This is a genomic window from Geobacillus thermodenitrificans subsp. thermodenitrificans DSM 465 (assembly GCF_000496575.1).
GTDB classification, from domain to species: domain Bacteria; phylum Bacillota; class Bacilli; order Bacillales; family Anoxybacillaceae; genus Geobacillus; species Geobacillus thermodenitrificans.
On the sequence record NZ_AYKT01000027.1, the window covers coordinates 1 to 24,518 of the forward strand.

The 24,518-nt window shown below is 48.7% G+C and carries 28 protein-coding genes and 2 pseudogenes; 15 read left to right on the top strand and 15 right to left on the bottom strand.

The genetic code is table 11. The features are described 5' to 3' along the window. The 3 genes from DSM465_RS0116750 to DSM465_RS0116760 all read left to right on the top strand — a co-directional run. On the top strand, positions 1–508 hold a 508-nt coding region (locus DSM465_RS0116750; protein WP_029761830.1), incomplete at its 5' end, for an ABC transporter permease. Further along, on the top strand, positions 505–1,308 hold the full coding sequence (locus DSM465_RS0116755) for an ABC transporter permease (RefSeq protein WP_008879051.1): 804 nt from the start codon (positions 505–507) through the stop codon (positions 1,306–1,308). The genes DSM465_RS0116750 and DSM465_RS0116755, both read left to right, overlap by 4 nt. After that, a complete protein-coding gene (locus DSM465_RS0116760) occupies positions 1,309–2,382 on the top strand; it encodes an ABC transporter substrate-binding protein (RefSeq protein WP_029761831.1) in 1,074 nt (357 codons plus the stop codon). 67 nt (positions 2,383–2,449) lie between these two features. Here the strand turns inward: DSM465_RS0116760 and DSM465_RS0116765 are convergent. Beyond that, positions 2,450–2,689 (bottom strand): annotated as a pseudogene (locus DSM465_RS0116765) (DUF1572 family protein); the annotation flags it as partial. A 549-nt stretch (positions 2,690–3,238) separates the two neighbouring features. On the opposite strand from DSM465_RS0116765, the gene DSM465_RS19665 reads away from it, so the two are divergent. Further along, positions 3,239–3,391 carry a hypothetical protein gene (locus DSM465_RS19665; RefSeq protein WP_169817290.1) on the top strand — a complete coding sequence of 51 codons (153 nt, stop codon included), beginning with the start codon at positions 3,239–3,241 and terminating at the stop codon, positions 3,389–3,391. An 81-nt stretch (positions 3,392–3,472) separates the two neighbouring features. Here DSM465_RS19665 and pdxR read toward each other — a convergent pair whose 3' ends face one another. Further along, positions 3,473–4,852 (bottom strand): MocR-like pyridoxine biosynthesis transcription factor PdxR, encoded by a 1,380-nt coding sequence (gene pdxR / locus DSM465_RS0116775; protein WP_029761834.1) that lies wholly within the window; start codon positions 4,850–4,852, stop codon positions 3,473–3,475. Between the two features lie 120 nt (positions 4,853–4,972). Between pdxR and DSM465_RS0116780 the strand changes: the two genes are divergently transcribed. The 3 genes from DSM465_RS0116780 to DSM465_RS0116790 are packed head-to-tail and all read left to right on the top strand — an operon-like array spanning position 4,973 to position 6,957. Further along, positions 4,973–5,578 carry an FMN-binding negative transcriptional regulator gene (locus DSM465_RS0116780; protein WP_029761835.1) on the top strand — a complete coding sequence of 202 codons (606 nt, stop codon included), beginning with the start codon at positions 4,973–4,975 and terminating at the stop codon, positions 5,576–5,578. 7 nt (positions 5,579–5,585) lie between these two features. Further along, entirely contained in the window at positions 5,586–6,227 is a 642-nt protein-coding gene (locus DSM465_RS0116785; protein ID WP_029761836.1) for a LysE family translocator, read from the top strand. Between the two features lie 19 nt (positions 6,228–6,246). Next, the gene (locus tag DSM465_RS0116790; protein ID WP_029761837.1) at positions 6,247–6,957 is read left to right on the top strand and encodes a B3/B4 domain-containing protein; all 711 of its coding nucleotides are present in this window, start codon (positions 6,247–6,249) and stop codon (positions 6,955–6,957) included. Positions 6,958–7,280: 323 nt separating this feature from the next. Here DSM465_RS0116790 and DSM465_RS0116800 read toward each other — a convergent pair whose 3' ends face one another. The 6 genes from DSM465_RS0116800 to DSM465_RS0116830 all read right to left on the bottom strand — a co-directional run bounded on the left by DSM465_RS0116800 (position 7,281) and on the right by DSM465_RS0116830 (position 10,874). Next, entirely contained in the window at positions 7,281–7,772 is a 492-nt protein-coding gene (locus tag DSM465_RS0116800; RefSeq protein WP_008879048.1) for a YajQ family cyclic di-GMP-binding protein, read from the bottom strand. 193 nt (positions 7,773–7,965) lie between these two features. Beyond that, on the bottom strand, positions 7,966–8,097 hold the full coding sequence (locus DSM465_RS19170; protein WP_008879040.1) for a DUF3941 domain-containing protein: 132 nt from the start codon (positions 8,095–8,097) through the stop codon (positions 7,966–7,968). A gap of 365 nt (positions 8,098–8,462) precedes the next feature. Continuing rightward, on the bottom strand, positions 8,463–9,326 hold the full coding sequence (locus DSM465_RS0116810; protein ID WP_011886906.1) for a DegV family protein: 864 nt from the start codon (positions 9,324–9,326) through the stop codon (positions 8,463–8,465). 174 nt (positions 9,327–9,500) lie between these two features. Beyond that, positions 9,501–9,701: a DUF3813 domain-containing protein gene (locus DSM465_RS0116820; protein WP_008879038.1), complete on the bottom strand. Its 201-nt coding sequence runs from the start codon at positions 9,699–9,701 to the stop codon at positions 9,501–9,503. A gap of 2 nt (positions 9,702–9,703) precedes the next feature. Further along, positions 9,704–9,856, bottom strand: a complete 153-nt coding sequence (locus DSM465_RS19670; RefSeq protein ID WP_008879037.1) for a hypothetical protein — start codon at positions 9,854–9,856, stop codon at positions 9,704–9,706. A gap of 211 nt (positions 9,857–10,067) precedes the next feature. Next, positions 10,068–10,874, bottom strand: a complete 807-nt coding sequence (locus DSM465_RS0116830; RefSeq protein ID WP_011886907.1) for a Cof-type HAD-IIB family hydrolase — start codon at positions 10,872–10,874, stop codon at positions 10,068–10,070. A 118-nt stretch (positions 10,875–10,992) separates the two neighbouring features. Between DSM465_RS0116830 and DSM465_RS0116835 the strand changes: the two genes are divergently transcribed. The 3 genes from DSM465_RS0116835 to DSM465_RS0116845 all read left to right on the top strand — a co-directional run bounded on the left by DSM465_RS0116835 (position 10,993) and on the right by DSM465_RS0116845 (position 14,445). Further along, positions 10,993–11,760, top strand: coding sequence for an alpha/beta fold hydrolase (locus DSM465_RS0116835; RefSeq protein ID WP_008879035.1), 768 nt, complete (start codon positions 10,993–10,995; stop codon positions 11,758–11,760). A 197-nt stretch (positions 11,761–11,957) separates the two neighbouring features. Then, a complete protein-coding gene (locus tag DSM465_RS0116840; RefSeq protein WP_008879034.1) occupies positions 11,958–12,329 on the top strand; it encodes an ArsR/SmtB family transcription factor in 372 nt (123 codons plus the stop codon). Further along, entirely contained in the window at positions 12,319–14,445 is a 2,127-nt protein-coding gene (locus DSM465_RS0116845; protein ID WP_029761838.1) for a heavy metal translocating P-type ATPase, read from the top strand. Before DSM465_RS0116840 ends, DSM465_RS0116845 begins: the two co-directional genes overlap by 11 nt. Before the next feature lie 466 nt (positions 14,446–14,911). On the opposite strand, the gene DSM465_RS0116855 is transcribed toward DSM465_RS0116845, so the two are convergent. From DSM465_RS0116855 to DSM465_RS0116875, 5 genes are all read right to left on the bottom strand, one after another. Further along, complete coding sequence (locus tag DSM465_RS0116855; RefSeq protein ID WP_008879032.1) at positions 14,912–15,214, bottom strand: metal-sulfur cluster assembly factor; 303 nt, start codon at positions 15,212–15,214, stop codon at positions 14,912–14,914. A 170-nt stretch (positions 15,215–15,384) separates the two neighbouring features. Beyond that, positions 15,385–16,635 (bottom strand): hypothetical protein, encoded by a 1,251-nt coding sequence (locus DSM465_RS0116860; protein WP_080320014.1) that lies wholly within the window; start codon positions 16,633–16,635, stop codon positions 15,385–15,387. Further along, positions 16,632–16,841, bottom strand: a complete 210-nt coding sequence (locus DSM465_RS0116865; RefSeq protein WP_008879030.1) for a DUF2249 domain-containing protein — start codon at positions 16,839–16,841, stop codon at positions 16,632–16,634. Before DSM465_RS0116865 ends, DSM465_RS0116860 begins: the two co-directional genes overlap by 4 nt. Then, the gene (locus DSM465_RS0116870; RefSeq protein ID WP_008879029.1) at positions 16,838–17,077 is read right to left on the bottom strand and encodes a DUF2249 domain-containing protein; all 240 of its coding nucleotides are present in this window, start codon (positions 17,075–17,077) and stop codon (positions 16,838–16,840) included. Before DSM465_RS0116870 ends, DSM465_RS0116865 begins: the two co-directional genes overlap by 4 nt. A 375-nt stretch (positions 17,078–17,452) precedes the next feature. Then, positions 17,453–18,145, bottom strand: a complete 693-nt coding sequence (locus DSM465_RS0116875; RefSeq protein WP_029761840.1) for a Crp/Fnr family transcriptional regulator — start codon at positions 18,143–18,145, stop codon at positions 17,453–17,455. A 229-nt stretch (positions 18,146–18,374) separates the two neighbouring features. Between DSM465_RS0116875 and DSM465_RS0116880 the strand changes: the two genes are divergently transcribed. Continuing rightward, a complete protein-coding gene (locus DSM465_RS0116880) occupies positions 18,375–20,738 on the top strand; it encodes a nitric-oxide reductase large subunit (RefSeq protein ID WP_008879027.1) in 2,364 nt (787 codons plus the stop codon). Between the two features lie 67 nt (positions 20,739–20,805). Here DSM465_RS0116880 and DSM465_RS19675 read toward each other — a convergent pair whose 3' ends face one another. Further along, the gene (locus DSM465_RS19675) at positions 20,806–20,973 is read right to left on the bottom strand and encodes a hypothetical protein (protein ID WP_008879026.1); all 168 of its coding nucleotides are present in this window, start codon (positions 20,971–20,973) and stop codon (positions 20,806–20,808) included. A 128-nt stretch (positions 20,974–21,101) separates the two neighbouring features. On the opposite strand from DSM465_RS19675, the gene DSM465_RS0116890 reads away from it, so the two are divergent. Both DSM465_RS0116890 and DSM465_RS0116895 read left to right on the top strand, forming a co-directional pair. Continuing rightward, positions 21,102–21,335: a DUF2249 domain-containing protein gene (locus DSM465_RS0116890; protein WP_008879025.1), complete on the top strand. Its 234-nt coding sequence runs from the start codon at positions 21,102–21,104 to the stop codon at positions 21,333–21,335. 103 nt (positions 21,336–21,438) lie between these two features. Then, positions 21,439–22,020: a molybdenum cofactor guanylyltransferase gene (locus tag DSM465_RS0116895; RefSeq protein ID WP_029761842.1), complete on the top strand. Its 582-nt coding sequence runs from the start codon at positions 21,439–21,441 to the stop codon at positions 22,018–22,020. A 284-nt stretch (positions 22,021–22,304) separates the two neighbouring features. On the opposite strand, the gene DSM465_RS19470 is transcribed toward DSM465_RS0116895, so the two are convergent. Then, the gene (locus DSM465_RS19470; RefSeq protein ID WP_155121005.1) at positions 22,305–22,448 is read right to left on the bottom strand and encodes a hypothetical protein; all 144 of its coding nucleotides are present in this window, start codon (positions 22,446–22,448) and stop codon (positions 22,305–22,307) included. A 422-nt stretch (positions 22,449–22,870) separates the two neighbouring features. Here DSM465_RS19470 and DSM465_RS0116905 point away from each other — a divergent pair, with 422 nt between their 5' ends. Continuing rightward, on the top strand, positions 22,871–23,989 hold the full coding sequence (locus tag DSM465_RS0116905; protein WP_008879023.1) for a TIGR04053 family radical SAM/SPASM domain-containing protein: 1,119 nt from the start codon (positions 22,871–22,873) through the stop codon (positions 23,987–23,989). A 354-nt stretch (positions 23,990–24,343) separates the two neighbouring features. After that, a pseudogene (locus tag DSM465_RS20380) lies at positions 24,344–24,518 on the top strand (RNase A-like domain-containing protein); the annotation flags it as partial.

Here is a 24,518-nt window from a genome sequence, read left to right on the forward strand (position 1 = left end):
GGTGAATTTGTTGTTGAAAGTATATGCGTTTTTAGGATTGTTCGGCACGTACGGGTTGGCCAACGCCTTCTTGCAAGCGATCGGCATCGGAGCGCGGCAGCTGTTGTTTACTGATTTCAGCTTTGTGTTCGTCTCGGTGTATATTTTTATTCCGTTTATGGTGCTGCCAATTTTTAATGCGTTAGAAGAATTACCGCCGACCTTGATTGATGCTGCCCGCGATTTGGGCGCTTCGGCGTGGACAACGTTTCGCCGTGTCGTTTTCCCGCTGACGCTTGGCGGGGTGAAAGCCGGCTGCCAAGCGGTGTTTATCCCCGCGTTGTCGTTGTTTATGATTACGCGTCTTGTTGCGGGCAATCGCGTCATTACGCTTGGTACCGCCATTGAACAGCATTTTCTCGTCACCCAAGATTGGGGGATGGGGGCAACGATTGCCGTTGTGTTAATGATCGCGATGGCGATCATTGTCTTCTTGACAGGAAGCGGAAGGAAAGAGGGAAGTCGATGAAACGTACACATCGGTGGGGGCGCTTATATTTGCTGGTTGTGTTTGCTATTATGTACACGCCGATTGGGTACTTGATGTATTATTCGTTCAACAGCGGCGGGACAATGCACGATTTTCAATCATTCACGTTGGAATGGTATCGCGAGGTATTGTCAGATGATCGATTGTTGATCATCGTGCTCAATACGATTGTCGTCGCTTTGTTGTCAGCGGCAGTCGCGACGATTTTGGGCGTCATCGGGGCATTGGCCATTTATTATGTCAAGCGGCAACGGACGAAACATACCCTTCTCGCCCTCAACAACGTGCTGATTGTCAGTCCGGATGTCATCATCGGTGCTTCGTTTTTATTGCTGTTTACGCTGGCTGGCATTAAGCTGGGGTTTACGTCCGTGCTGTTGTCCCATATCGCCTTTAGCGTGCCAATCGTCGTATTGATGGTGTTGCCAAAACTCGAGGAAATGAGTCCGACGTTAATCGATGCGGCGCGCGATTTGGGAGCAGGGCCGTGGCAAGTGCTGTCGGGCGTTGTACTTCCGTTTTTGACGCCGAGCATATGGGCCGGATTTTTTATGGCGCTCACCTATTCGCTTGATGATTTTGCCGTGACATTTTTTGTCACCGGAAACGGCTTCTCGACGTTATCGGTAGAAATTTATTCACGGGCGCGCCAAGGCATTTCCTTATCAATCAATGCGCTGTCGACATTGCTGTTTTTGTTTACGATGTTGCTTGTCGTCGGCTATTACGTGCTCAGCCAAAAAGGCGGGAGAATGTATGGGATAGGGGGGCGGAAGTAGGTGAAACGGCTTGTTCAAGGATTTGCTGCTATATTCATCGCCGCGTTCGCCCTCATGTTCATGACCCAGCAGCTGAACGAAGCGGAAGGATATGGAGGCGACAAGACGGTCAGTGTGTACAACTGGGGCGATTACATCGACCCTGCGCTTATCCGGAAGTTTGAAAAAGAAACCGGCTGGAAAGTGATTTACGAAACGTTCGATTCGAACGAGGCGATGATGGCGAAAATTGCTCAAGGCGGCGCGACGTTTGATGTTGCCGTTCCGTCCGATTACGCCATCAGCAAAATGATTGAGGAAAACTTGCTCTTGCCGCTTGACCATAACAAGCTGCCGAATTTGAAATATATCGAACCGCGGTTTCTCGACTTGTCGTTTGATCCGCATAACCGGTATTCGGTGCCGTATTTTTGGGGGACGGTTGGCATTGTCTACAACCGCGAGATGCTTGGCGGCAAAACGATCACCGACTGGAACGATTTATGGGATCCAAGCTTGCGTAATCAAATTTTGCTTGTCGATGGGGCGCGTGAAGTGATGGGGATGGCATTAAACAGCCTCGGCTATTCGCTCAATGATACGAACAAGCATCATCTGCGAGAGGCAAAACAAAAGCTCGACCGGCTCATGCCGAATGTGAAGGCCATTGTTGGCGACGAAATCAAGCTGCTTCTCGTCAATGAAGAGGCGGCCATCGGTGTCGTCTGGTCGGGCGATGCGGCGGAAATCATTGCCGAAAACGACAAGCTCGATTATGTCGTGCCCGAAGAAGGATCCAACTTATGGTTTGACAATATGGTAATTCCAAAAACGGCGAAAAACATCGAGGGAGCGCACGCGTTTATCAATTTTATGCTTGATCCAAAACATGCGGCACAAAACGCTGAGTATGTCGGCTATTCGACGCCAAATAAAGCGGCGCTTCGCTATTTGCCGAAAGACATCGCCAACGACCAGCGTTTTTATCCGGATTTAGATTCGGTCGGGCGTTTGGAAGTGTATGAAAACTTAGGAAAGCGCATGCTTGCCTACTACAATGAGCTGTTTTTGGAGTTTAAGATGCATCAAAAGTAAACAATCACCGGATGAGCGAGTGCGTGTCTAGAAAAACTCGACACGCGCTCGCTTTTTGTTGAAAAAGTTAGTGCTTTCTTTTTCTCGGGATCGTCAGTGTCTTCCAGTGATCAGCGTTTAGCTGTTTCGCGATATAGACAATTTGTCCGATATGATACGAATAATGATACATTTGCCGCTCAATTGCTTCGATGACGGAATGGGGTTTGCCGCGGATCGTGACCGTCCGCAACAAGTCCGTTGCTTGCAGTTCGTTCAGCGTTTGAAAGAAAGCAGACCATCCCTTTTCCCAGTAAGCTTCTATCTTACCATGCAACCATAAAAAAGCAATATATAGTACGATTTTTTAAAAAACATACTATATAATGTGTTTCGGATAGCTTTTTTTATTTTGTCAAGCAGAAAAAACAATAGAAAACAGGGAAAAAGGGAGAAAAAATTCCTTATTCATTGAAGATCTTTTTTAAACCGTTTAACTATTAGCTTTTATTTCATTTTCTAACTCTTCAATTTCTAAATGCCATTTATCTCGTGTACTATACAAAATTTCGCATACTAATTTTGAAAAGGAGTCTTTATTTTGATTTATCTCTTGCTCTAACTGTTTTAAATCCGCTTTTAATTTTTCAACTACTTCTTTTTTTTTCGTCGATAGATATATATTCGTAAATTTTTTTCATGAATACCACTCTCGTTTCTACCCGAAGAATTGATCAGAGTTAATTTAATGATTTCTCCCTTACCATATTCACTATAATAATCCAAGTAAAGAAAATAACTCCTTTTTGCTACGTCTGCGCACTACTGGAAAATCTGGTACGCCACCACGCAAAACGTCGCTGCTTCGAATATGACGATGGCCGCCCCAGCGCGAATCGCGCTCGTCGCTTCAACACTCGGCCGCCCTAGCGCGGAAGGAGAAACGATGCGCCTTGTCGGGCCGATTGTCGGTGTGGCGCTGGTGATTATCGTTCTTGGCGTGCTTATCGGGAGAGCGGTCGGCGTCTGATGCCAGCTGCCTGTTTGAGCGGAAGGGGTGGTTTTCCTTGGAAGAAAGAGGACAGCTTTGAGTAGAGATGACGTTGCGTCGTTAGCCCCACGCTTTTTTTAGCAGCTTTACTCCAAGCTCAATGTCCTCGAGCGACAATCCGCTAAAACCAAGTTTGATGATCGGCCGATCGGGACGACGCTCAACGAAATAACGCGAGGTAGGGTACACCTTTACTCCGTGAGACAAGGCGCTCCGAAGCAATTGTTCCTCTGAATAGTCAGAATGGACTTTGATTAATACGTATAAACCGGACTGTTCGCCGATAATGGAGATCATATCCCCAAATGCTTTTCGCAGTAGCGATGTTAAATGCTCCATTTTTCGTTTGTACACGAGACGCATACGTTTAATATGACGCCTCCATTCTCCCTCTGCCATAAATTTGGCCATCGCCAATTGGCTAAGGATGGATGCTGTGCTTTCGAAAAGACGAAATCTCTGTTGATAACGGTCTAAAAGTGGCAGCGGCAATACCATATAGCTTAGCCGAATCCCCGGAAGAAACGATTTCGAGAAATTGCCCAGATAAATGACTCTTGATGAATCGATGGAGGCAAGAGCCGGAAACGGTTTTTGTGTATAGCGAAATTCGCTGTCATAATCATCTTCAATAATATAGCCTTTCACCTTATTTGCCCATTGGATGAGCATGAATCGTTGCTGAATCGGCATGCTTACTCCCATCGGGCTTTGATGCGAAGGGGTGACATAGATGAGTCGCGATGATACTTTCCCTAGTGACGAAAGGTTAACACCGGCTTCAGAAACGGGTACTGTTTCCAATTGAAAGTGATGAAACTCAAATGCTTCCCTAGCACCATCATAGCCTGGATCTTCAACGACAATGCTATCGAATTCATCTTTTAAGATATGACCGAGAGATAGAAGCATTTGTTGGGTGCTGCTCCCGATGATAATGGCATTTGGCTCTGCATTTACTCCACGGGATTCCAAAAGGTAGACAGCGATTTGTTCGCGCAAACATAATTCCCCGAACGGGTCTCCATAGTGAAAGCAGTTTGCTGAAGTAAAGACTTGATTGGAAATTCGTCTCCATGCTTTAAGAGGAAAATGAGCAGTATCGACCGCATCAGCACGAAAATCAACAACAACAGGCGATGTCGGTTCATTTTTCGATTGGCGCAAGGAAACCTGGGTTTTTGGAATGAAAAGTGGTTCCACCTCATTGACAAAATACCCTTTTCGTTTTTCCGCACGAATATATCCTTCTGCAACAAGCTGTTCGTAGGCCATTAAGGTGGTGTTGCGGCTGACATTCAACGATTCAGCAAGTTGACGGATCGAGGGAAGTGGTTCATTCGCCTGGATGTCGCCTTGTTCAATCATCGATTTTAACTTTTCGTAGATTTGTTTGTATTTAGGCAAGCGGTCATGTAGAGCAAAAATGATCGTTTTCATATCCATCCCTCTGACATGTTTATTTTTTTATTATTGTCCCTTTTTTTATGTCAAATTTAGTTATATGATACATCGTAAAGATTGGATTGTTAAGTTAGAAAAAGTGGAGGGAGGGATTCAATGTATATTCCGAAGGATTTTGCTATTAACGATATGGATGTCGCCTATCAAGTAATTAAGGAGAACAGTTTTGCTACCTTGGTGTCTGTGCATCAAGGAGAGTTGTTTGCTACCCATTTACCGCTGTTGCTCGATGTGGAGAAAACATGTTTACACGGCCATTTTGCTCTTGCTAATCCGCAATGGAAAGACATTCAACACCAAAAGGTCTTAGCGATTTTCTGTGGCCCGCATTGTTATATTTCTCCTTCTTGGTATGAAACGAACCAAGCGGTGCCGACATGGAATTATGTGGTCGTCCATGTGTATGGTCATGTGGAGCTTATCCATGATGAAGGTGAAATCATGCGGTCGCTACACGATATGGTAGCAAAGTACGAAGCACCGGGGAGCCGTTACCAGTTGTCAGAGGTCGATGCTAAGTTGCTTTCCAAGATGAGAAGCGGAATTCAAGCTTTTAAAATCCATATCGAGCGAATAGAGGGAAAAGCCAAATTAAGTCAAAACCATTCTGTACATCAGCAAGGGATGATTATCAAGCAGCTCGAGCAAATGCCGTTTGAAAACGAGAATCGCATCGCTTCACTGATGAAGAATAAGGAGTGAGACAACGATGGAACTTTCAACAATCAGCTTGTTTGTAGTGACAGCTATGGCTTTGCTCATCGTTCCCGGGCCATCGGTATTTTACATTATGGCTAGAAGCATAGGACAAGGAGCGAAAGCTGGACTTGTATCGGTGCTTGGCGTGATGCTGGGCGGCGCTGTCCACGTCGTCTTCGGAGCTGTGGGCATTTCCGCGATTTTGATGACATCGGCGGCCGCTTTTACGATGGTCAAATACTTAGGAGCCGTGTATCTCATCTATTTGGGATGTAAAACACTATTTTTTGCTTCCAATTATGATAAGGGAAGTACGAACAAGAACGTGAAGGATAAAACACTAGTGCAAGTGTTTTACGAATCCGTACTTATCGAAGTGGCCAATCCTAAGACAGCGCTCTTTTTTCTGGCTTTTTTTCCGCAATTCATCTCGTCTTCTGCTGGATCGGTGGCGGGGCAATTTTTGCTTTTGGGAGCGATATTCGTTGTTCTTGCCTTGTTGAATGACAGTTTGTATGCCATGTTGGCCGCGGGCATCCGTAAACGGTTGGATGCTAGGAAAAGAAGTGCGAAGGTGATGAACCAGGCGGCAGGCTGTTGCTATATCTTGTTAGGGTTGTTGTCGGCTTTGGCGAGCCCTTCGAAACCATAAGAGAATGGAGGAATAGATGATGACTCGTTTTATTGTGGAAGAGGATATTTGGGCTTTATTTCCCCACGCTAAAATTGGTATAGTCGTTGCCCAAGGAATTGACAATAGTAGCAAGAATATAAATGTTTACGAACAAATGTTGCGTGAGGCGGAGAAAGAGGCGCAGAAGTTCCTTGAGTTCGAAGAGTTTCATCGCAATCCGGTAATCGCGGTTTGGCGGAAGGCGTTTCGGAAATTTAAGACGAAAAAAGGAGCACGATGTTCTGTTGAAGCGCTGCTAAAGCGGGTGAAAAACGGTCAACACATTCGAACGATCAACCCGCTTGTGGATATTTATAACGCTATTTCGTTGCGTTACGGGCTTCCCTGTGGGGGAGAGGATATCGACACATTTGTTGGCGACATCCGACTGGCGCTGGCGGATGGCCATGAACCGTTCATCCCGTTAGGAGGAGAGAAAAACGATCCACCTTATGAAGGAGAAATTGTATATAAAGATGATGTGGGCGCCATATGCCGCTGCTGGAATTGGCGGGAAGCCCAACGGACGATGCTCACCGAACAGACGACGCGTTCCTTTCTTTGTATCGAATCGATTGACGAAACAAGGCATGAGGTACTCCATCAAGCATTGGAAGAGCTGGCTTATTCTGTGCGCCACCATCTTGGCGGCACGGTGAAGATGCACCTATTGGATGCCCGCCATTCAGAAATATCGATCACAGATTAATGATCATCCAGACAGTCTTGCTTTAGTTGTCGCCATGATCGGCCTCCCCGGCGAGGAAGGAGAAGCGATGCGCCTCGCCGAACCGATTGTCGACATGGCACTTGCCTTCATTGTGTTTGGTGTGCTCGTTGGGCGGTGGTTAGTATGTAGAGGCCTCCTGCTTACTTCATTACCTGATATCATGCGCTCGCGTTTCCCACCCAAGATGAGCGGTTTTTCCTTACTATAAGAATTATAGGGAACTTGCCCGCTAGCTTCTCTTTCAAAATTCCTATCGTTCTGCTTGTAAAACAAAAAGCGGATGGGAGGTTTGCCTCATCCGCTTATCGATAATTCACAAACTGCACATCAATCGGCAAATCCGCTTCGCGAATGGCGGCGATCACCTTTTGCAAGTCATCTTTGCTTTTGCCGCTGACGCGAATTTGATCGTCTTGCACTTGGCTTTTTACCTTTAAGCCGGTGCTTTTAATGATCGTATTGATCTTCTTCGCATTATCTTTGTCGATCCCTTGGACAAGCTTGGCGCGCTGGCGTACCGTGCCACCCGAGGCCGGCTCAATTTTGCCGTATTGGATGTTTTTCGTCGCCACCCCACGCTTAATGAGCTTGCCAATCAGAACGTCCTTCAACTGTTCAAGCTTAAACTCGTCGTCGGAGATGAGAACGAGCTCATCTTTCTCTAGGGAAATGTCGCTTTTGCTTCCTTTGAAATCATAGCGCGTTTTAATTTCTTTCATGGCGATGTTGATGGCGTTGGTCACCTCGGCCAAATCAACTTTCGAGACGATATCAAATGAGCTTTCTTTCGCCATAATAAACCTCCCGGGCGTGTGATGTACTTTCATTATAGAAAAAGGTGGGAGGAAAGACAACCATAATCAAAGGAGGGAGAAGATAGGTTGCATCTTTTAGCCGGAAGAGGTCAGCATGTAGTTTCATGCGGAAAGTGGGGGAGGGGAGAAATATGAAAAAAGGCGGTGTTTCGGCCGCCTTTTATCATTTTGCTTATAAATGATCCGTCTTCTTCGAATACGCGAATTTCCCGGCTTCGCGATTTTTTTCGCGCATCATGTTTTTCTCATGGCGCTTCGCTTGGTTGTCGCGTGCTTTTTTGTCGTTGTCGCTTGTGTTTGGCATGGACAGCCCTCCTTAAATTCCGATCATGTGCCATTAGTATGCAGCAAGTCAACATGAAATATCACGGAAAGGGGGAAGGGAGTTTATGGAAGAGCACCTTGAGAATTTCCATGAAGGGATAGGGATTTGAATAGTCACACCTTCTTGAACCGGGGGCGATAAACGCCAGTAAGGTGCTTGCCCATAAAGGCTTAGGAGATCCAAGTCGGCATCCGCGCGAAGGAATAGGAAAAGCTCGTGCACAAGAGCGTCTTGGATGTCATTTAGACGGCGGAAAGCTTAGAAGGTTCTCGAGATTAACTGCGGTGAAAAGAACAGGCGCCCATGTTGTGCAGGCGCCTGTGTGTTGTTCGACGGGAACGTCGTCAGATTTCAATGGATTTATTCAGAAAAAACAAAGCGATCGTCCCCGGTCCGGCGTGGGCGCCGATGGCGCTGCCGATGTCGGAGAGGAAAAAGCGTGTACAGCCGTACGTTTCTTCGATCATTCGCTTCAGCTCAAGCGCCGTTTCTTCGTCATCGGCATGGCTGATGCCGATCATTTGTTTTTGCAAATCATCGCCGCGTTCGCCCATTAGTTCGACCATTCGTTTCAACACTTTTTTTCGCCCACGCAGCTTTTCGAGCGGGATGAGGGCTCCGTCTTCAACATGGAGGAGCGGTTTAATATTGAGTAAACCTCCAAAGGCGGCGGCGGTTTTGCTGATGCGGCCGCCGCGCGCCAAGTATTCGAGATTGTCGACGGTGAAAATGTGTTCCATATGGCGGCAGTACGCCTCAATTGTTTCGCAAAGCAAGTTGTATGGGGTGTTTTTTTCAGCCAGCTCGACTGCTTTTATGACGGCGAGCCCTTGGCCAAGCGAAGCGCATTTTGAGTCGATGACCGTCAGGCGAAACTCAGGATATTCCTCAAGGAGTTCGCTGCGGACGGCCATGGCAGTCTGGTATGTACCGGATAATCTCGATGAAAAGGCGATGTATAGGCATGGCCGGTTTTCTTTGGCGTATGGCAAAAACAGCTCCTTCATTGCCAGTGGACTCGGCTGTGACGTTTTCATTGCATGGCCTTGGCGCATGGCGTCGTACACTTGTTTCGGTTCGATCGTCACACCGTCTTCGTAGTCTTGGCCGTCCCAATGGACGACAAGCGGCAAAAAGGCGATTTGATGCTCGTGAAGATAAGATTGCGGCAAATCTGCACCGCTGTCGGTAATGATTTGAATGGACATTGTTTGTCCTCCTCTTTTCTCCTTCCGTGTTCCGTGCGTCCGCATCGGATGAACGAGCGGTTTTCGCAGGGGAACAACGATTGATGTCTCTATGTTCAGTGTAGCGGTTTTGAGCCCGGAATACAATGGAAAATCGGCCACGAACAAAAAAGAGCTGCGGGAATCCCGCAGCCGTTATTGAGTGAGCTCGTCAAGCTCAGCTTGAAATTGACGCAACTGCGCTTTTTCGGCCGTATTGGAATGCGCGTAAGCTGAAGACAAGGCGTTTTTGGCGATGGCGATGGCGCGGTCGACGCTCATATCGATCTCGCCGTTGGCTGCTTGTTTCGCTTGCGCAACGGCTTTACGCGCCTCTTGAAATAAACGGTTACCCATCGCTATGCGCCCCCAAGCGACGTTTCTACCGCTTGTTCCGCTTTCCGCGCTTCCGCTTCGGCGTACGTCAAATGGTAAGGGATTCGTTTGTCATGTCGTTCGACTGCGTCGACACTTTGCTGGATAAAACGCTTTGATTTGTTCCGTTTGCCCATGACGGATTCCCCCTTTAAAAAATGAAGACGCACGTTGCGTCACGTATAGTGTAACCGCGGACAGGGAACAGTAGTAAGGAAATTCATTACAAACAGCCGTTGGTCACTGTCAAACGGCTTTGTGCGTCAGGAAGGTCCACAGTCGGTGAGAAGCAGAAAGAAAGCAGTAGGGAGGCTTGTGAAACCTCCCGTAGTGAGATGGATGGAATAGCTATAGGCCTAGAACGTCTTGCAAATATACACCGATGCCATCTTCTTCATTCGTTGTTGTCACATCGTCAGCCACTGTTTTCAATGGTTCGATGGCGTTGCCCATGGCGACGCCAAGCCCAGCCCAGTCAATCATTTCTAAATCATTGTCTTCATCACCAAAAGCAATGACGCGTTCCCTCGGGATGCCGAAGTAATCGGCGACTTGTTTTAAGCCAGCGGCTTTATGGACGCCGTGGCGGATGATTTCAATGACGTGCCAAGGTTCATTCCAACGCCGATGGTGCAACACATTGGCATATACATTGGATAAATGGGATCGGATTTGTTCGATATGCTCACGGTCTGTATAAACGAGCACGCTCGTCGGGTCTTTGCCGAGCGAGCGGCGCAAATCGCCGATTTCCACGGTTGGGTTACCGAGACGGATGATGTCGAGCAAGACGTCGTCATGTTCGTGAGAATAGACGTCGTCCATCACTTCTGCCAAAATGTTTTTGATTCGATACGTTTCCCCGAGTTCGACAATGTCTTTAACGACAGGCAATGGCAACGGAAAATGGCGCATTCCCCATGACGGTTGGCGCGGGTGGTGAACAAACGCACCGTTGAAATTGACAATCGGTGTGGTGAGGTTCAGTTCCTCGTAATACATGCGGCTCGCCCGATACGGCCGGCCGGTGGCGATAACGACCAAATGGCCAGCGTCGATCGCGCGGCGAATCACATCCTTTGTAAATGGGGAAATCGTCTTATCTTCTTTCAACAACGTCCCATCAAGATCTAAGGCGATTAAATATTGTTTCATTACGCTCTCCTTTGCTTTTGGCCATTTTTTTCCTAGTACATAGTGTAACTCTTTTTCGAAATAATTGTCTACATGGTACAATATACCATGATGAAAAGGAAAAGGGGTTTGTATAACAATGGTCATGATCGAAAATGAACAGTTGGCCGAGGTGCCGGTTCTTCATGTCGTTAAGCCGGAAAAGAAGCTGGAACAGCTGCCTCTTATTTTCTTTATTCATGGTTTTACGAGCGCCAAGGAACATAATTTGCATTTCGGCTACTTGCTCGCGGAGGCGGGCTATCGTGTCGTGCTGCCGGACGCGTTATTCCATGGCGAGCGGGATGAAGGGTTAAGCGAACGGAGGTTACAGCTGTCGTTTTGGGACATTGTCGTACGGACGATCACGGAAATAAATGAGATTAAGAATGATCTTGTCCAGCGCGGCCTTGCTGATCCGGAACGGATCGGAGTCGCCGGAACATCGATGGGTGGGATCGTCACGTTTGGAGCGCTCGCTGTGTATCCATGGGTGAAGGCGGCAGTGGCGTTGATGGGTTGTCCGAACTATAGCGCCTTTTTTGATGCGATGATTGAAGAAGGGAAACGGCGCCAAATTGACATTCCGATGCCGCCGGCGTTGCTTGCGCTCGAAAAAGAAAAGCTTGCCCGCTATGATTTATCGAAACAACCGGAAAAACTCGCCGGACGGCCACTGTTCATTTGGCACGGGAAATGTGATGGAGTTGTCCCGTATGCTTATACATATGAGTTTTACGAACAAATTAAACCACTTTATGAAGGAAACGAAGATCGGCTGAAATTTATTACCGATCCGCACGCGGGTCATAAAGTGACACGAGAAGCGTTTTTAGAGACGGTGCGTTGGTTTTGCGAGTATGTGTAAGCAAAGTCGGCAGTGAGCCCGTCGCCGTGGAAAATGAAGAAGGATTTTATGAACGAAATCCGCCTTTCAATGCAAAGAAAGGCGGATTTTTTCGTTTAGGCACCTTTTTTCATTCAAATGAATATTTGAATATAAAAAAGAGATATGATACGCTATATTCAAATGGATGTTTGAATATCGGCGGGAGGAGAAAAGACATGCATCGCCCGGATGTGTGCGACGTCTACTGTTATGATGAAGAAAAGGTCGACCGTGTTCAGCGCCGGCTGCATGATGAAAACATTGCCGCCATTGTGCCGTTTTTCAAGGCGCTGGCTGATGAAAACCGAGCGAAAATTGTATATGCGCTTTGCGGAGAGGAAGAACTGTGCGTCTGTGATTTAGCGAATGTGATCGGGGCGACGGTGGCGACGACATCGCATCATTTGCGCATTTTGTACAAACAAGGAATCGTGAAGTATCGAAAAGAGGGAAAACTCGCCTTTTACTCGCTTGATGACGAACATATTCGCGAGTTGTTACTTGTGGCGCTTGCTCATCGGAAAGAGGGGGATGGCCGTGGCGAATGAACAGGCGTTGGAGCAACTCGAAACAAAAACGTATCGAGTGCAAGGGTTAACGTGTACAAACTGTGCCGCCAAGTTTGAGCAAAATGTCAAAGCTTTGCCCGGCGTCAAAGAAGCGAAAGTGAATTTCGGCGCCGCCAAGCTGACCGTATGGGGGGAGGCGACCATCGAGGAGCTCGAGCAAGCGGGGGCGTTTGAGCGGTTGAAAATTCGTGAAGAACGCGAGCGCATAACCCGCCGGGAGCCGTTTTGGAAGAAGAAAGAAAACTGGAACATCCTTGCCTCCGCCGTATTGCTTCTGATTGGGATTGCGGCCGATGCGGCGGACGGTGGTATTTTGGCGGTCGCTATGTATTTGGCGGTGATTGTGATCGGCGGTTATTCCCTGTTTTCGACGGGGCTGCGGAATTTAGCCCGCTTGCAGTTTGACATGAACACGTTAATGACGATCGCCATTCTCGGCGCAGCGGCGATCGGCGAATGGCAGGAGGGAGCGGTTGTCGTCATTTTGTTCGCCATTAGTGAAGCGCTCGAGCGCTACTCGATGGATCAAGCGCGGCGGTCGATCGCGTCGTTGATGGAAATGGCGCCCGCTGAAGCGATAATCCGGCGCGGTGCAGAGGAAATGACGGTTCCGGTCGAGGACGTTCGCGTCGGGGATGTGATGATCGTTAGACCGGGAGGGAAAATCGCCTTGGACGGCGTTGTCGTCAACGGGGCATCCACAGTTAATGAGGCGGCGATTACCGGTGAAAGCATGCCGTCGGAAAAAACAGTGGGTGATTCGGTGTTCGCCGGGACGTTGAACGGAGAAGGGTTTCTCGAAGTGAAAGTGACGAAGCGGACGGATGAAACGACGTTGGCGAAAATGATCGATCTCATCGAAGAAGCGCAAGCAGAACGAGCTCCGTCACAAGCGTTCATCGATCGGTTTGCCCGTTACTATACCCCGTTTATTATTATCTTTGCGCTATTTATTGCCATCGTGCCCCCGCTTTGGATGGGGGGCGCTTGGCTTGATTGGGTGTACCGCGGTCTTGCTGTTCTAGTCATCGGCTGCCCGTGCGCGCTCGTCATCTCGACACCGGTGGCGATTGTCACCGCTATCGGAAATGCAGCCCGGCGCGGCGTGCTCATCAAAGGAGGCGTGTATCTTGAACAAATCGGCCGGCTGCGAGCGGTTGCCTTTGATAAAACCGGGACGTTAACGAAAGGGAAACCGGCCGTAACCGATATCATCGTGTATGAAGGGAAGCGTGAACGACTGCTGGCAGTGGCTGCTGCCATCGAAAAACGGTCACAGCACCCGCTTGCTTCCGCTGTCGTTCGTCAGGCGAAAGAGGAGGGTGTTTCGTTTCTTGACGTGCCGGTTGATGAATTTCAGTCGTTAACAGGTCAAGGGGTGAAGGCTGTCGTTGGAAACGAAACGTACTACATTGGCAGTCCGTCCTTGTTTGTCGACATGCTCGGCCGTTTGCCGGATGAAGTGGAACAACGAATCGCCGCCTTCCGTCAAGAAGGAAAAACCGTGATGGCAATAGGCACTGCCAGTCGGCTTTTGGGGCTGATCGCTGCGGCTGATCAACTGCGGTCATCTGCGCCAGATACGATCAAAGCGATGCGGCGCCTCGGGGTTAAGGAAGTGGCTATGGTCACAGGCGACCACGAGCAAACCGCTCAAGCCATCGGCCGTCAAGCGGGCGTATCGGACATTCGTGCTGGACTGCTTCCTGAACAGAAGTTAGCAGCGATCCGTGAGCTGAAACAACGTTATGGCATGACGGCCATGGTCGGCGACGGGGTGAATGATGCCCCTGCCTTGGCCGCAGCCGATGTCGGTGTGGCGATGGGCGGAGCGGGAACGGACACCGCTTTGGAAACGGCTGATGTTGTGCTGATGGCTGACGATTTGCGTCAGCTTCCATACACCATCCGTCTCGGCAGCCGGACGCTTGCGATCATCAAGCAAAACATTGCCTTTGCATTAGGGTTAAAAGTGTTGGCGCTCATTGCTGCTGTGCCGGGCTGGCTCACCCTTTGGCTTGCGGTGTTCGCAGATATGGGGGCAACGCTGTTGGTGACATTAAACAGCATGCGCCTGCTGCGGGTGAAGGAGTAAGAAGGGGGCTGTCAGCACACAGTTTCAGGTTACATGTTTTGCTTGAGTAGCAGAAGCGGTCGACTTGATGGAGTGAAGCAAGAAAAAGACACGGGGTGAAATTGCATCCCGTGTCTTTTTGTCTGTCGTTAGTTAGGGTTTTACGCCTAACACCATGGTGGAAGCTCTCTTCGACATTCGGCTGATCAATCGAAAGAAAAGGGGAGATGGCTCCTATGCAAGATTCATTTTGACAAGGGGGAGCGGGTAGCTGTGGCTGCATCAAACTGAAGTTCATCATCAGGCGAGCGGTCCGTCCGTTTCCATTGGCATCGATGAGGATGAGTATATACGAACTAAAAATAGAAACGAGCGTCCAGTTGAATCGGATGAAGAGAAATGTCTGGAAAGCGGTGAGTGACCAAAGGAGAAATGAAAAAGGCTGCCCACCTAATATGGAGGGACAGCCAAAGAACGGTGAGGTCGTTTAGGCAAAGTAGCCAAGCTGCCGCAACGCTTCTTCGCTCATTCGATCCGGCGTCCACGGCGGGTTCCACGTCACTTGGACGCGCACGTCGCGGATGCCGTCGATTTGTTCAAGCGCCCGTTTGACGCCGCCGGCAATCGAATCATGAAGCGGGCAGCCGGGGGTCGTGAGCGTCATGAGCACATCGATATGGCCATCTTGAATTTGCAAATCGTAAATCAACCCTAAGTCGACTACGTTAATGCCAAGCTCCGGATCAATGACGGTTTTCAGCTGTTGAACGGCAAGTTCACGAACATCCATCGTTCATTTCCTCCTTGATCGTGATTCCCGAAAGGCCAAGAAGGCCAGGGGGGTTTCATCTCTTATGCTTGATGAAAAAGAAATGCTATCGTATGGTTTCTCAAATGGAAAAATGGCATGGCCGAGCGTCACCATCCTCGACGTCGCCAACGAGCCACCAACGGATTTCGTTATTTCCGGAAGACGGCTAAAATTGTTCCGGCAAACAAGACGCTTAATCCGGCGAATAGCGCCTGGGCAACGGCAAATAGCGGAACGTTGGCGAACAAAAGCGCCACCGCAGCCAACACCAAAGCGACAGTGAATAGAAGACACTGGATGGTAATCGACCGTTCATTCATCATTTGTTTTAACGTCGGCACGTTTTCTTGGCCGACTTTTTCACTGTAGCGGTGTGTCCACCATAAAAACGGCACGATTTTGAACAAATAGCCGACAATGCTAAAGATGATCCAGCCAAAAATGAATAGATAGACGATGATGCCAAGCAGCCGTCCACTGCCGACAACGACGGCGACCAAGGCCGCAACGTGCAATCCAAGGCCGATGGCGATGGCGAATAACGAAAACTGAAATGGACGGTCGAGCACTTTTTTCATCCGCTTTTGCAAAATGGTGTACACATGCCAAGCGAAAAGAGCGAATCCGGCTGTTAGCAAAGCGGCACCGATGGTCAACAATGCTCGGCCCGGCAAGAAGAGCCCTATTAGCGCCACTGCGATTCCGCTCGTGTATAACGCGTACACATAGCGTGCCGGCTGCATCGAAAAACCGTGAGCGAGCGAAAACATCGGCGCCATTTTATACGAAAAGCCCATAATGAGCAGCGTAAACCAGCCGCACAGCCCGAACAGCACGTGCAGGCCGAACACCATTTCATGGCTGTTGGCGCCAGTGGCGGCGAAAAAGTGAAACGTAAGCAATGCTCCGGCGGCGGCCGTCAGCAACAAAAACAGCAAGGAAGTCGCGACAAACAGCGTCATGACGGTTTTGTTTCCTTGTTGTTTCAATGTCATTGCCATTTGCCAAACAAACAGCACAATGCCAAAAAATAGAAGTAACCCAGGGAAAAACGCTTGGTTTGGCATAAACGCTAAGCTAGCGGTAAGCGTGACGATGCCGACAGCGGTGACGGCAAACTGCCAGAAACCGAGCCGCTCGCTCCAAATCGGTGTCAAAAAGGCAACCGGAACGAGCTGGTACATCGCCCCCATCGCCGCCATTAGGGCGAAGCCGAGCAAGGCCAAATGGGCCGCCGACCATACGAGCGGCAGCCGAAACGCACCGCCGCTCAGTGCAGGAACAGCCGCTAGCAGCACAAGCTGCGATACGGCAAGCGCCAACACGGCAAAAATGATAAAGGAAAACGGAAGGCGAATGTCCGTTTCCGTTCCGGTGCGGGTCGGAAACATAGTGCTCATCCTTTCGTAATCCGAATTTCAAAGCTGCCGTCTTCACGTGCAATTGTCTCGTGCCGGTAGCCGAGCTCATCAAGCTGTTCGTACAAAAACATCGGTCGGCGGTCGTTAATGATCGTCAATGTCTCACCAGGATTCATCTTAGCAAGGGCAGCGAGCGTCCGCATCATCGGCTGCGGCGGCTCGAGCCCGCGGTTATCGAGGATCATTGGTCTCCCCCCTGCTTGATGAACGTCACTTTCCAATGCTTTTTTTCGATTTGTTCCGCTTCGTACGTAAATCCTTTCGCTTTCATAATTGGAAACAACGGCAGTGGCTTGAACGGAGCATGCAAAATGAACGTATCGCCCGGCTGCAGCGGTTTAATGGCGTTCATAATTTTTTCAAACGGTTCTCGTTTTTGCCGCAAATCTTCGCGTACATCGAGTTCAATCGTTACACCCATGCATATTCTCCCCTTTTTGCTATTATGATAATCATTTTCATTTCTGGATGTTGTGATATAGCTCACAACCATGCGGTCAGAAAACGTTGTTTTTGCCGCTAGTTTGAAAAAGAGTGATGTTTTCCTCTGAATGAGTGATGTTTCTAAACGAACAATCATTTTCTCTCTCGATGGCTCTCAAGTGAAAGGAAAAGCGACATTTATCCAAGTTTCCTGCTGAGCCGCATTTGTTGTGAAATCCAAAGTCTCTCAGAAGATCAGTGCTTGACATCAATGGTTTTGGAGAGCGCTAAACATCAAGGTGTATCTATTAGAGAAGCGCCTTTTTGTGCAGCGGTTTTGATGAAATCGCCACTCTTTTAGACATACGGGGAATTAGAAAAAGATTTCTTTTTCAAGCGCTTCCTGGTCGATCAAATAAAAGCCGTGTTCATCGACATTGATCAACCCTTTCCGCTTCAGTTGGCTCAACGTTCGGCTGACTGTTTCGCGGGCGGTACCGATCATGTTGGCCAGTTCACGGTTCGTCACATGGGTAGTGAGGCGATACCATTTCCCTTGTTTGACAGCATTTGTCCGCGTCAATCGCAACAAAAGCAGCACGATTTGTTCGTACGTATTATGAAGCACTTGTGCTTCGAGCCGGTTTTGCAAGTCAACGATTTTCTCGCCCATAACGCGAAACAGTTTCATGCATAACTCAGGACTGGCCATCAGCACTTGTTCAAAATCATGGATCGGAATGGCGATCAATGTCGCTTCTTCCACCACTTCAGCATGGGCTGGGTACGTGCCTTTTAAGAAGAAGCCGGCGTGCGGAAACGTTTCCCCTGTCTGCAAAATCGAGACGATTTGTTCTTTTCCGCTTAAATCAGTTTTGTAAATTTTTACAGTTCCAGAATGAATGAAATAGACACGTTCTAACGGATCGCCCTGCATAAAGACAAATGTCCGCGGCTTGTAGACGCGCACATGGGAAATGGAGACAAGCGATTCGAGTTCGTAATCGGACAGTTCGCGAAACAACGGAACCGTTTTTAAACGATCTTTCATCCAATGGTTCGCCATGGCGTTCTCTCCTTTAAAAATATGAAAAAAATGTGACAGCTGTTAGTTGGAACAGGTGGCAGCGGCTTTTGGAAATCCGCGCCGTTTCACCTTTTCTGTCTTCATTGTATAAACTCTCACACTTTAACGATGTGATATAAATCATAGTTGACATTTGTCTCGGCTCACAAACCGCTGAGCTCTAGAACGCTACAATGAGGGCGAAGTCAAGAGAAGGAGGTTGCTTCATATGGAAGTGAATCGAACGGTCCGCCCCAATATCCAAACGGGGCGGAAAACGACTAACAGTTTTCTTAAATCCATTCTCATTTTTACCATTTTAATTAGTTTTACTGTCCTGCTTGTCGGCGGGTATTGGATTTTTAAAGAAATGGCGCCAAGGCCGAAGGAGGTGCGCAGTGAAAGCGGCGAAGTGTTGATGACAAAAGAAACGATCATCGGTGGGCAAGCCGTCTTCCAAAAATACGGATTGATGGATTATGGCACAGTGCTTGGCCATGGGTCGTATATGGGGCCGGACTATACAGCGGAAGCGCTAAAAGTGTATACGGAAGGCATGCAAGATTACAAAGCGAAAGAACGGTATAACAAACCGTTTGCTGATTTAACGGATGATGAGAAGTCGATCATCCGTGAACAAGTCATTAAAGAAATGCGGAAAAACCGCTACAATCCGGTTACTGATGTTCTCGTCTTGACAGATGCGCAAGTATACGGGTTGGAAAAAGTGCGGGATTATTACCGCGATGTCTTCACCAATGGCGACGGCTGGGGATTGAAAAAAGGATTGATTAAAGAAAGCGACATGCCAAAAGCGAATCGTGCTTGGGTTGCCGATAGCGATCAAATCCAACAAATTGCCGACTTTTTCTTCTGGACGGCTTGGCTGTCGAGCACGCTAAGAATTGGCGACGAGATTACGTATACAAACAACTGGCCGTACTATGAGGATGCTGGCAATACGATGTCGTTTTCCGCGGTATGGTGGAGCGGTGCTAGTGTTACGATTTTGATTTTGTTTATCGGGATTATTTTGTACGTGTTCTATCGCTACCAATTAAGCATGCAAGAGGCGTATGCGGAAGGGAAGTTTCCGGTCATCGATTTACGGCGGCAGCCGCTGACTCCGTCACAAGTGAAAGCGGGCAAATACTTCGTCGTCGTATCGGCGCTCTTTTTCGTCCAAACAATGTTCGGGGCATTGCTTGCTCACTACTATACGGAACCGGACAGTTTCTTTGGCATCAAATGGATCTACGACATATTGCCGTTTAACATTGCCAAAGGGTATCACTTGCAGCTGGCGATTTTCTGGATTGCGACCGCATGGCTTGGCATGGGGATTTTCATTGCCCCGCTTGTCGGCGGACAAGAACCGAAAAAGCAAGGATTGCTTGTCGATCTGCTCTTCTGGGCGCTTGTTGTCCTTGTCGGCGGCAGCATGATCGGTCAATGGCTTGGCGTCAACGGCTATTTAGGAAACGAATGGTTCCTCTTGGGCCATCAAGGTTGGGAATACATTGAGTTGGGCCGCATTTGGCAAATTATTTTAGTCGTCGGCATGCTCCTTTGGCTGTTCATCGTCTTCCGTGGCGTCAAACGCGGGCTGAAGCGGGAAAGCGACAAAGGCGGGCTCATTCACTTGCTGTTTTATTCAGCCATTGCCGTTCCGTTCTTTTATATCTTTGCGTTCTTTATTCAGCCGGATACGAACTTTACGATGGCTGACTTTTGGCGCTGGTGGATCATCCACTTATGGGTGGAAGGGATTTTCGAAGTGTTCGCCGTTGTTGTCATCGGGTTCTTGCTCGTTCAATTGCGACTCGTAACGAAAAAATCGACGGTTCGGGCGCTTTACTTCCAATTTACGATTTTATTAGGCAGCGGGGTCATCGGCATCGGTCACCACTATTATTACAACGGGTCGCCGGAAGTATGGATCGCCCTTGGCGCGGTGTTCTCGGCGCTCGAAGTTATTCCGCTCACGCTCCTTATTTTAGAAGCGTATGAGCAGTACAAAATGATGCGCGACGGTGGAGCCAACTTCCCGTATAAAGCGACATTCTGGTTCTTGATTTCCACAGCGATCTGGAACCTAGTCGGCGCGGGTGTGTTTGGTTTCTTGATCAACTTGCCGGCGGTCAGCTACTTTGAGCACGGTCAATTCTTAACACCGGCTCACGGTCATGCGGCGATGATGGGCGTATACGGCATGTTTGCGATCGCCGTGCTTCTTTACTCGCTGCGCAACATCGTCAAACCAGAAGCGTGGAACGACAAATGGCTGAAATTCTCTTGCTGGATGTTAAACATCGGCCTCGCCGGCATGGTTGTCATCACACTCCTTCCGGTTGGGATTTTGCAAATGAAAGAGGCGTTCATCCACGGTTACTGGGCGTCGCGTTCGCCTTCGTTCCTGCAACAAGACGTCGTACAAAACTTACTCCTTGTTCGCGCCGTTCCGGATACGATCTTTTTGATCGGTGTCGTCGCTTTGCTTGTCTTTGCCATCAAAGCGTTGTTCCATTTGCGCAAGCCGACGCACGGTGAAGGGGAAGAGTTGCCGGTGGCGAACTTGGCAGAGGAAGAATAACAAAAGGGCACAGCGGAATTCCGCTGTGCTTTTTATTGCGATGATTTTTGTTTGTGAGCGTTTTCATTTATCTGTGGCATTTGTCTGGCTGTACGCCTTCTTTTTCCTTTTGCTTTTCATGGCAAGGAAAACAGTACAACGTTTCTTTTCCTTCGCTGATGACGCCGTTTAAAAACCCATGCAAGCAATGGATCGGCTTGCCGCATTGCGCGCAAAAGCCAACAAGCTCTCCCAATCGCCATTTCTCCTTTCACGGGGATTGAAAATGTTCACCAGCCGACTGTGATGTTCGTCACTACTGTCTTAGGCGAAAGCAACTATGATAAGTATATAATTCATTATACTACAAAGGAGGCCAACGTTATGAGCCAATTTGCTGCAAAAATCCATGCACCGGATTATCCGCCGCGCGACCGCCATCCGGCGATTTTTCGATTGTTTGATAGCTTGAAACCAGGAGAAGTGATGGAGCTCACCAATGACCATGACCCGCGTCCGTTGCAATATCAATTTATGATGGAGCGTCCAGATCAGTTTACGTGGGAGTATTTAGAAGAAGGGCCAGATGTCTGGCGTGTGGCCATCGGCAAAAAATAAATCAACCCCCCCCGTTAGGATTTCCGTCTGCAGGCGGAAATCTTTTTTTCATCCGTTCGTTATGGTACGGTAGGAGTAGACGATGTTCGGAAGGGGAATCGCGATGAAACGAACCATTGCTGGAGCGGTGCTCGCCGGTGGCCAGTCGCGCCGCTTTGGGCGGCCGAAGGCGTTTGCATTGCATCAAGGCGCTCCGTTTTTCACCTTGTCCGTTGCAGCGCTCGCTCCGATCGTTGATGAATTGTATATCATCAGCCATCCGTCGCTTGTTGATGAGTTTCGCCGGCAAACGGACATCCCGGTGTTGTTGGATATGGAGCGATACCGTGGCTGTGGGCCTCTTGCCGGGATTTATACGGCTATGGAATGGAGTCAATCCGACTGGGTGTTCGTCCTGCCGTGTGACATGCCGTATATGCGGAAAGAAGTGACGGAGCGGCTCGCTGCGTACGCCGACTCGGCGTTTGACGCCATCGTTCCGCTTCATGGCGACCGCACGGAGCCCCTCGTTGCCTTATACCACCAGCGGCTTGGTTCGGTGATTGCCGAACTGCTTGATGCCGGTGAACGGCGGATGACGGCGCTTCTTGACCGTGTTCGTGTCCGTTATGTCGATACGAATGAGCTTGCCCAAGAACAAAAAGTGTGGCGCAATGTGAATACACAACAAGAATACGAAAGCTGATCGGAGCTGCCGCATTAGCGGAAGGGACCGTCGCCTAGGTAGGTGTTGTCATTGCGCTTCATGGTCTGCTAAGTCACCAGCTTCCGAGGGGAATGGATGAATGAGCGAATGAATTTTCGTGTCTCACGATTGAATGGATGCGCCTTTTGTGTAGATATACAACCTAATGATTGACGAAGAAAAACTTTCTACTACATCAAATCGGCAAGAAAGAGGGGAAGCTGAGACTTAAATCGACAAAAAAGAATTTATTGTTTAATTTATTGAGGATGAGTCGTTTTTGTTCATTTCCTTCGCCCACTCAGCACTTTCGCAATGATCAGCTTCGTTCGTTTTGCCACTTCATGGATGGACGGCGCATCGAGCAAGTTTTCGGCGATTTCCATTGCTTTTGTTTTTCGGCTTGTTTGGTTGCTTGCTTTTTTCATGTATGATCTTGTGGTCTGCTTCCTCTTTTTTCATCTCCTTTTTCAACATGTCTTCTCGTTGTTGCTCGAGTTCTTCGACGAACAGGCAGAACTCTTTGTTCCACTTCTTTCCCTTTTCGACAGTTGTTGATGGATGAACTTGTCGGTGGCCGCCAGAACGTTGGTGATGATGTACAGCTGTTCCCGTTCGTCATCGATCCGTTTTTTCGCTGATCGTTTACCGGTCAAAGCGAGGGCGAATGAGCGGAATGAGGAGCCGTTTTATCATCTTTTTTGGAATGAGCCGTTTGCCCTTTTACATGGTTTCTCGATGGCATCTATCCCGTCGATTGAACAAGTTTGTTCGTCTCATTCATTATGTGATGAAAATCACATAATGCGCCCAGTCATTGCGTTACAATGGAGGCCAAGGAGGGAACTGTATGCGCGACTTCAATGAAAATCCGTTTATCGTGATTTGGGAATTGACGCGAGCGTGCCAATTGAAATGCCTTCATTGCCGCGCTGAGGCGCAATACCACCGCGACCCGCGCGAGTTGACGTTTGAAGAAGGCAAAAAGCTCATTGACGAGATTTATGATATGGATGAGCCGATGCTTGTTTTTACCGGCGGCGACCCGCTCATGCGGCCGGATGTGTACGATTTGGCAAAATATGCGATTGATAAAGGATTGCGCGTGTCGATGACGCCAAGCGCGACGCCTAACGTGACGAAGGAGGCGATCCGCAAAGCGAAAGAAGTTGGCTTGGCGCGTTGGGCGTTCAGTCTTGACGGACCGAACGCCGAGATTCACGACCATTTCCGCGGTACGAGCGGCTCGTTTGATTTGACGATTCGCGCGATTCAATACTTGCATGAGCTTGACATTCCTGTGCAAATCAACACCGTCATTTCACGGTACAACGTTCATGTGCTTGATGAGATGGTGGAATTGGTTGAGAAGTTGAAATGTGTTCTTTGGAGTGTCTTTTTCCTCGTCCCGACAGGGAGAGGGAAAGAGTCGGATATGATTTCCCCCGTCGAGCATGAACGGGTGTTCCGCTGGCTGTATGAAACGAGCAAACGCGTTCCGTTTGACATAAAAACGACGGCCGGCCAACATTACCGTCGCGTTGTGTTGCAGTCGAAAATGCGCGAAGGGAAAACGGCGAAAGATGGCATTCACTACGAAGATGTCTTGAATAAAGGATTAACCGGGCAAGTCGATGGGCTCGGCCGGGCGCCAAGAGGGGTGAATGACGGCAACGGCTTCGTCTTTATTTCCCATATTGGCGACGTTTATCCGAGCGGGCTGTTGCCGGTCAAAGCTGGGAACGTCCGGGAAACGCCGCTCGCTGACATTTACCGAAATTCGCCGATTTTCCAAGACTTGCGAAACCCAGATAAATACAAAGGAAAATGCGGTGTCTGCGAATTCCGCCATGTGTGCGGCGGCTCACGTTCGCGTGCTTATGCTGTAACAGGCGATTATTTGGAAAGCGAACCGTACTGCATCTATATTCCGAAGGCGCTGCGAAACAAAGGAACAAATTGTTGCTAGGCCAACGATTGATCAACATCACATTTGGATGTTAGGTTGTCTTTCTCTTTTCGAAGGGAGCACCCGCTTTGTTTATGTTTGATTTTGCGCTTGACAAAGAAAGACATTCATTATCCAAGAATGAACGAATTGTCATGGTCACACTTGGGCTGGTTGAGCGCTGACACTCGATTAGCACTACAGGTTAGGTATAAATAATCACTAGACACGTTGTAAAAAATGGTAATAAAATCATAATTTACACTATATTAGCTTATGTTACCATTTATACAAAGCATAAGCGGAGAGTGAAGAAAGAATGTCTTACATGTCAAGCGTGTTGGATCATGATTATGAAAGGGTGCAGTGCGGGCAATGATTCATGTAAAGCCAGATGAGCTAGAAACAGTCGCTGGACATATTCCCGATGCGGAAGATGCGTGTCAGCGGGCGCGGATGACGTTATCGTGGGAGCTCTCTTCCCTTGCGATGAATCTCCCCGGCGTCAGCACGCCCGCAATCGAAGAGCTGAGGGATGAACTCGTTCATT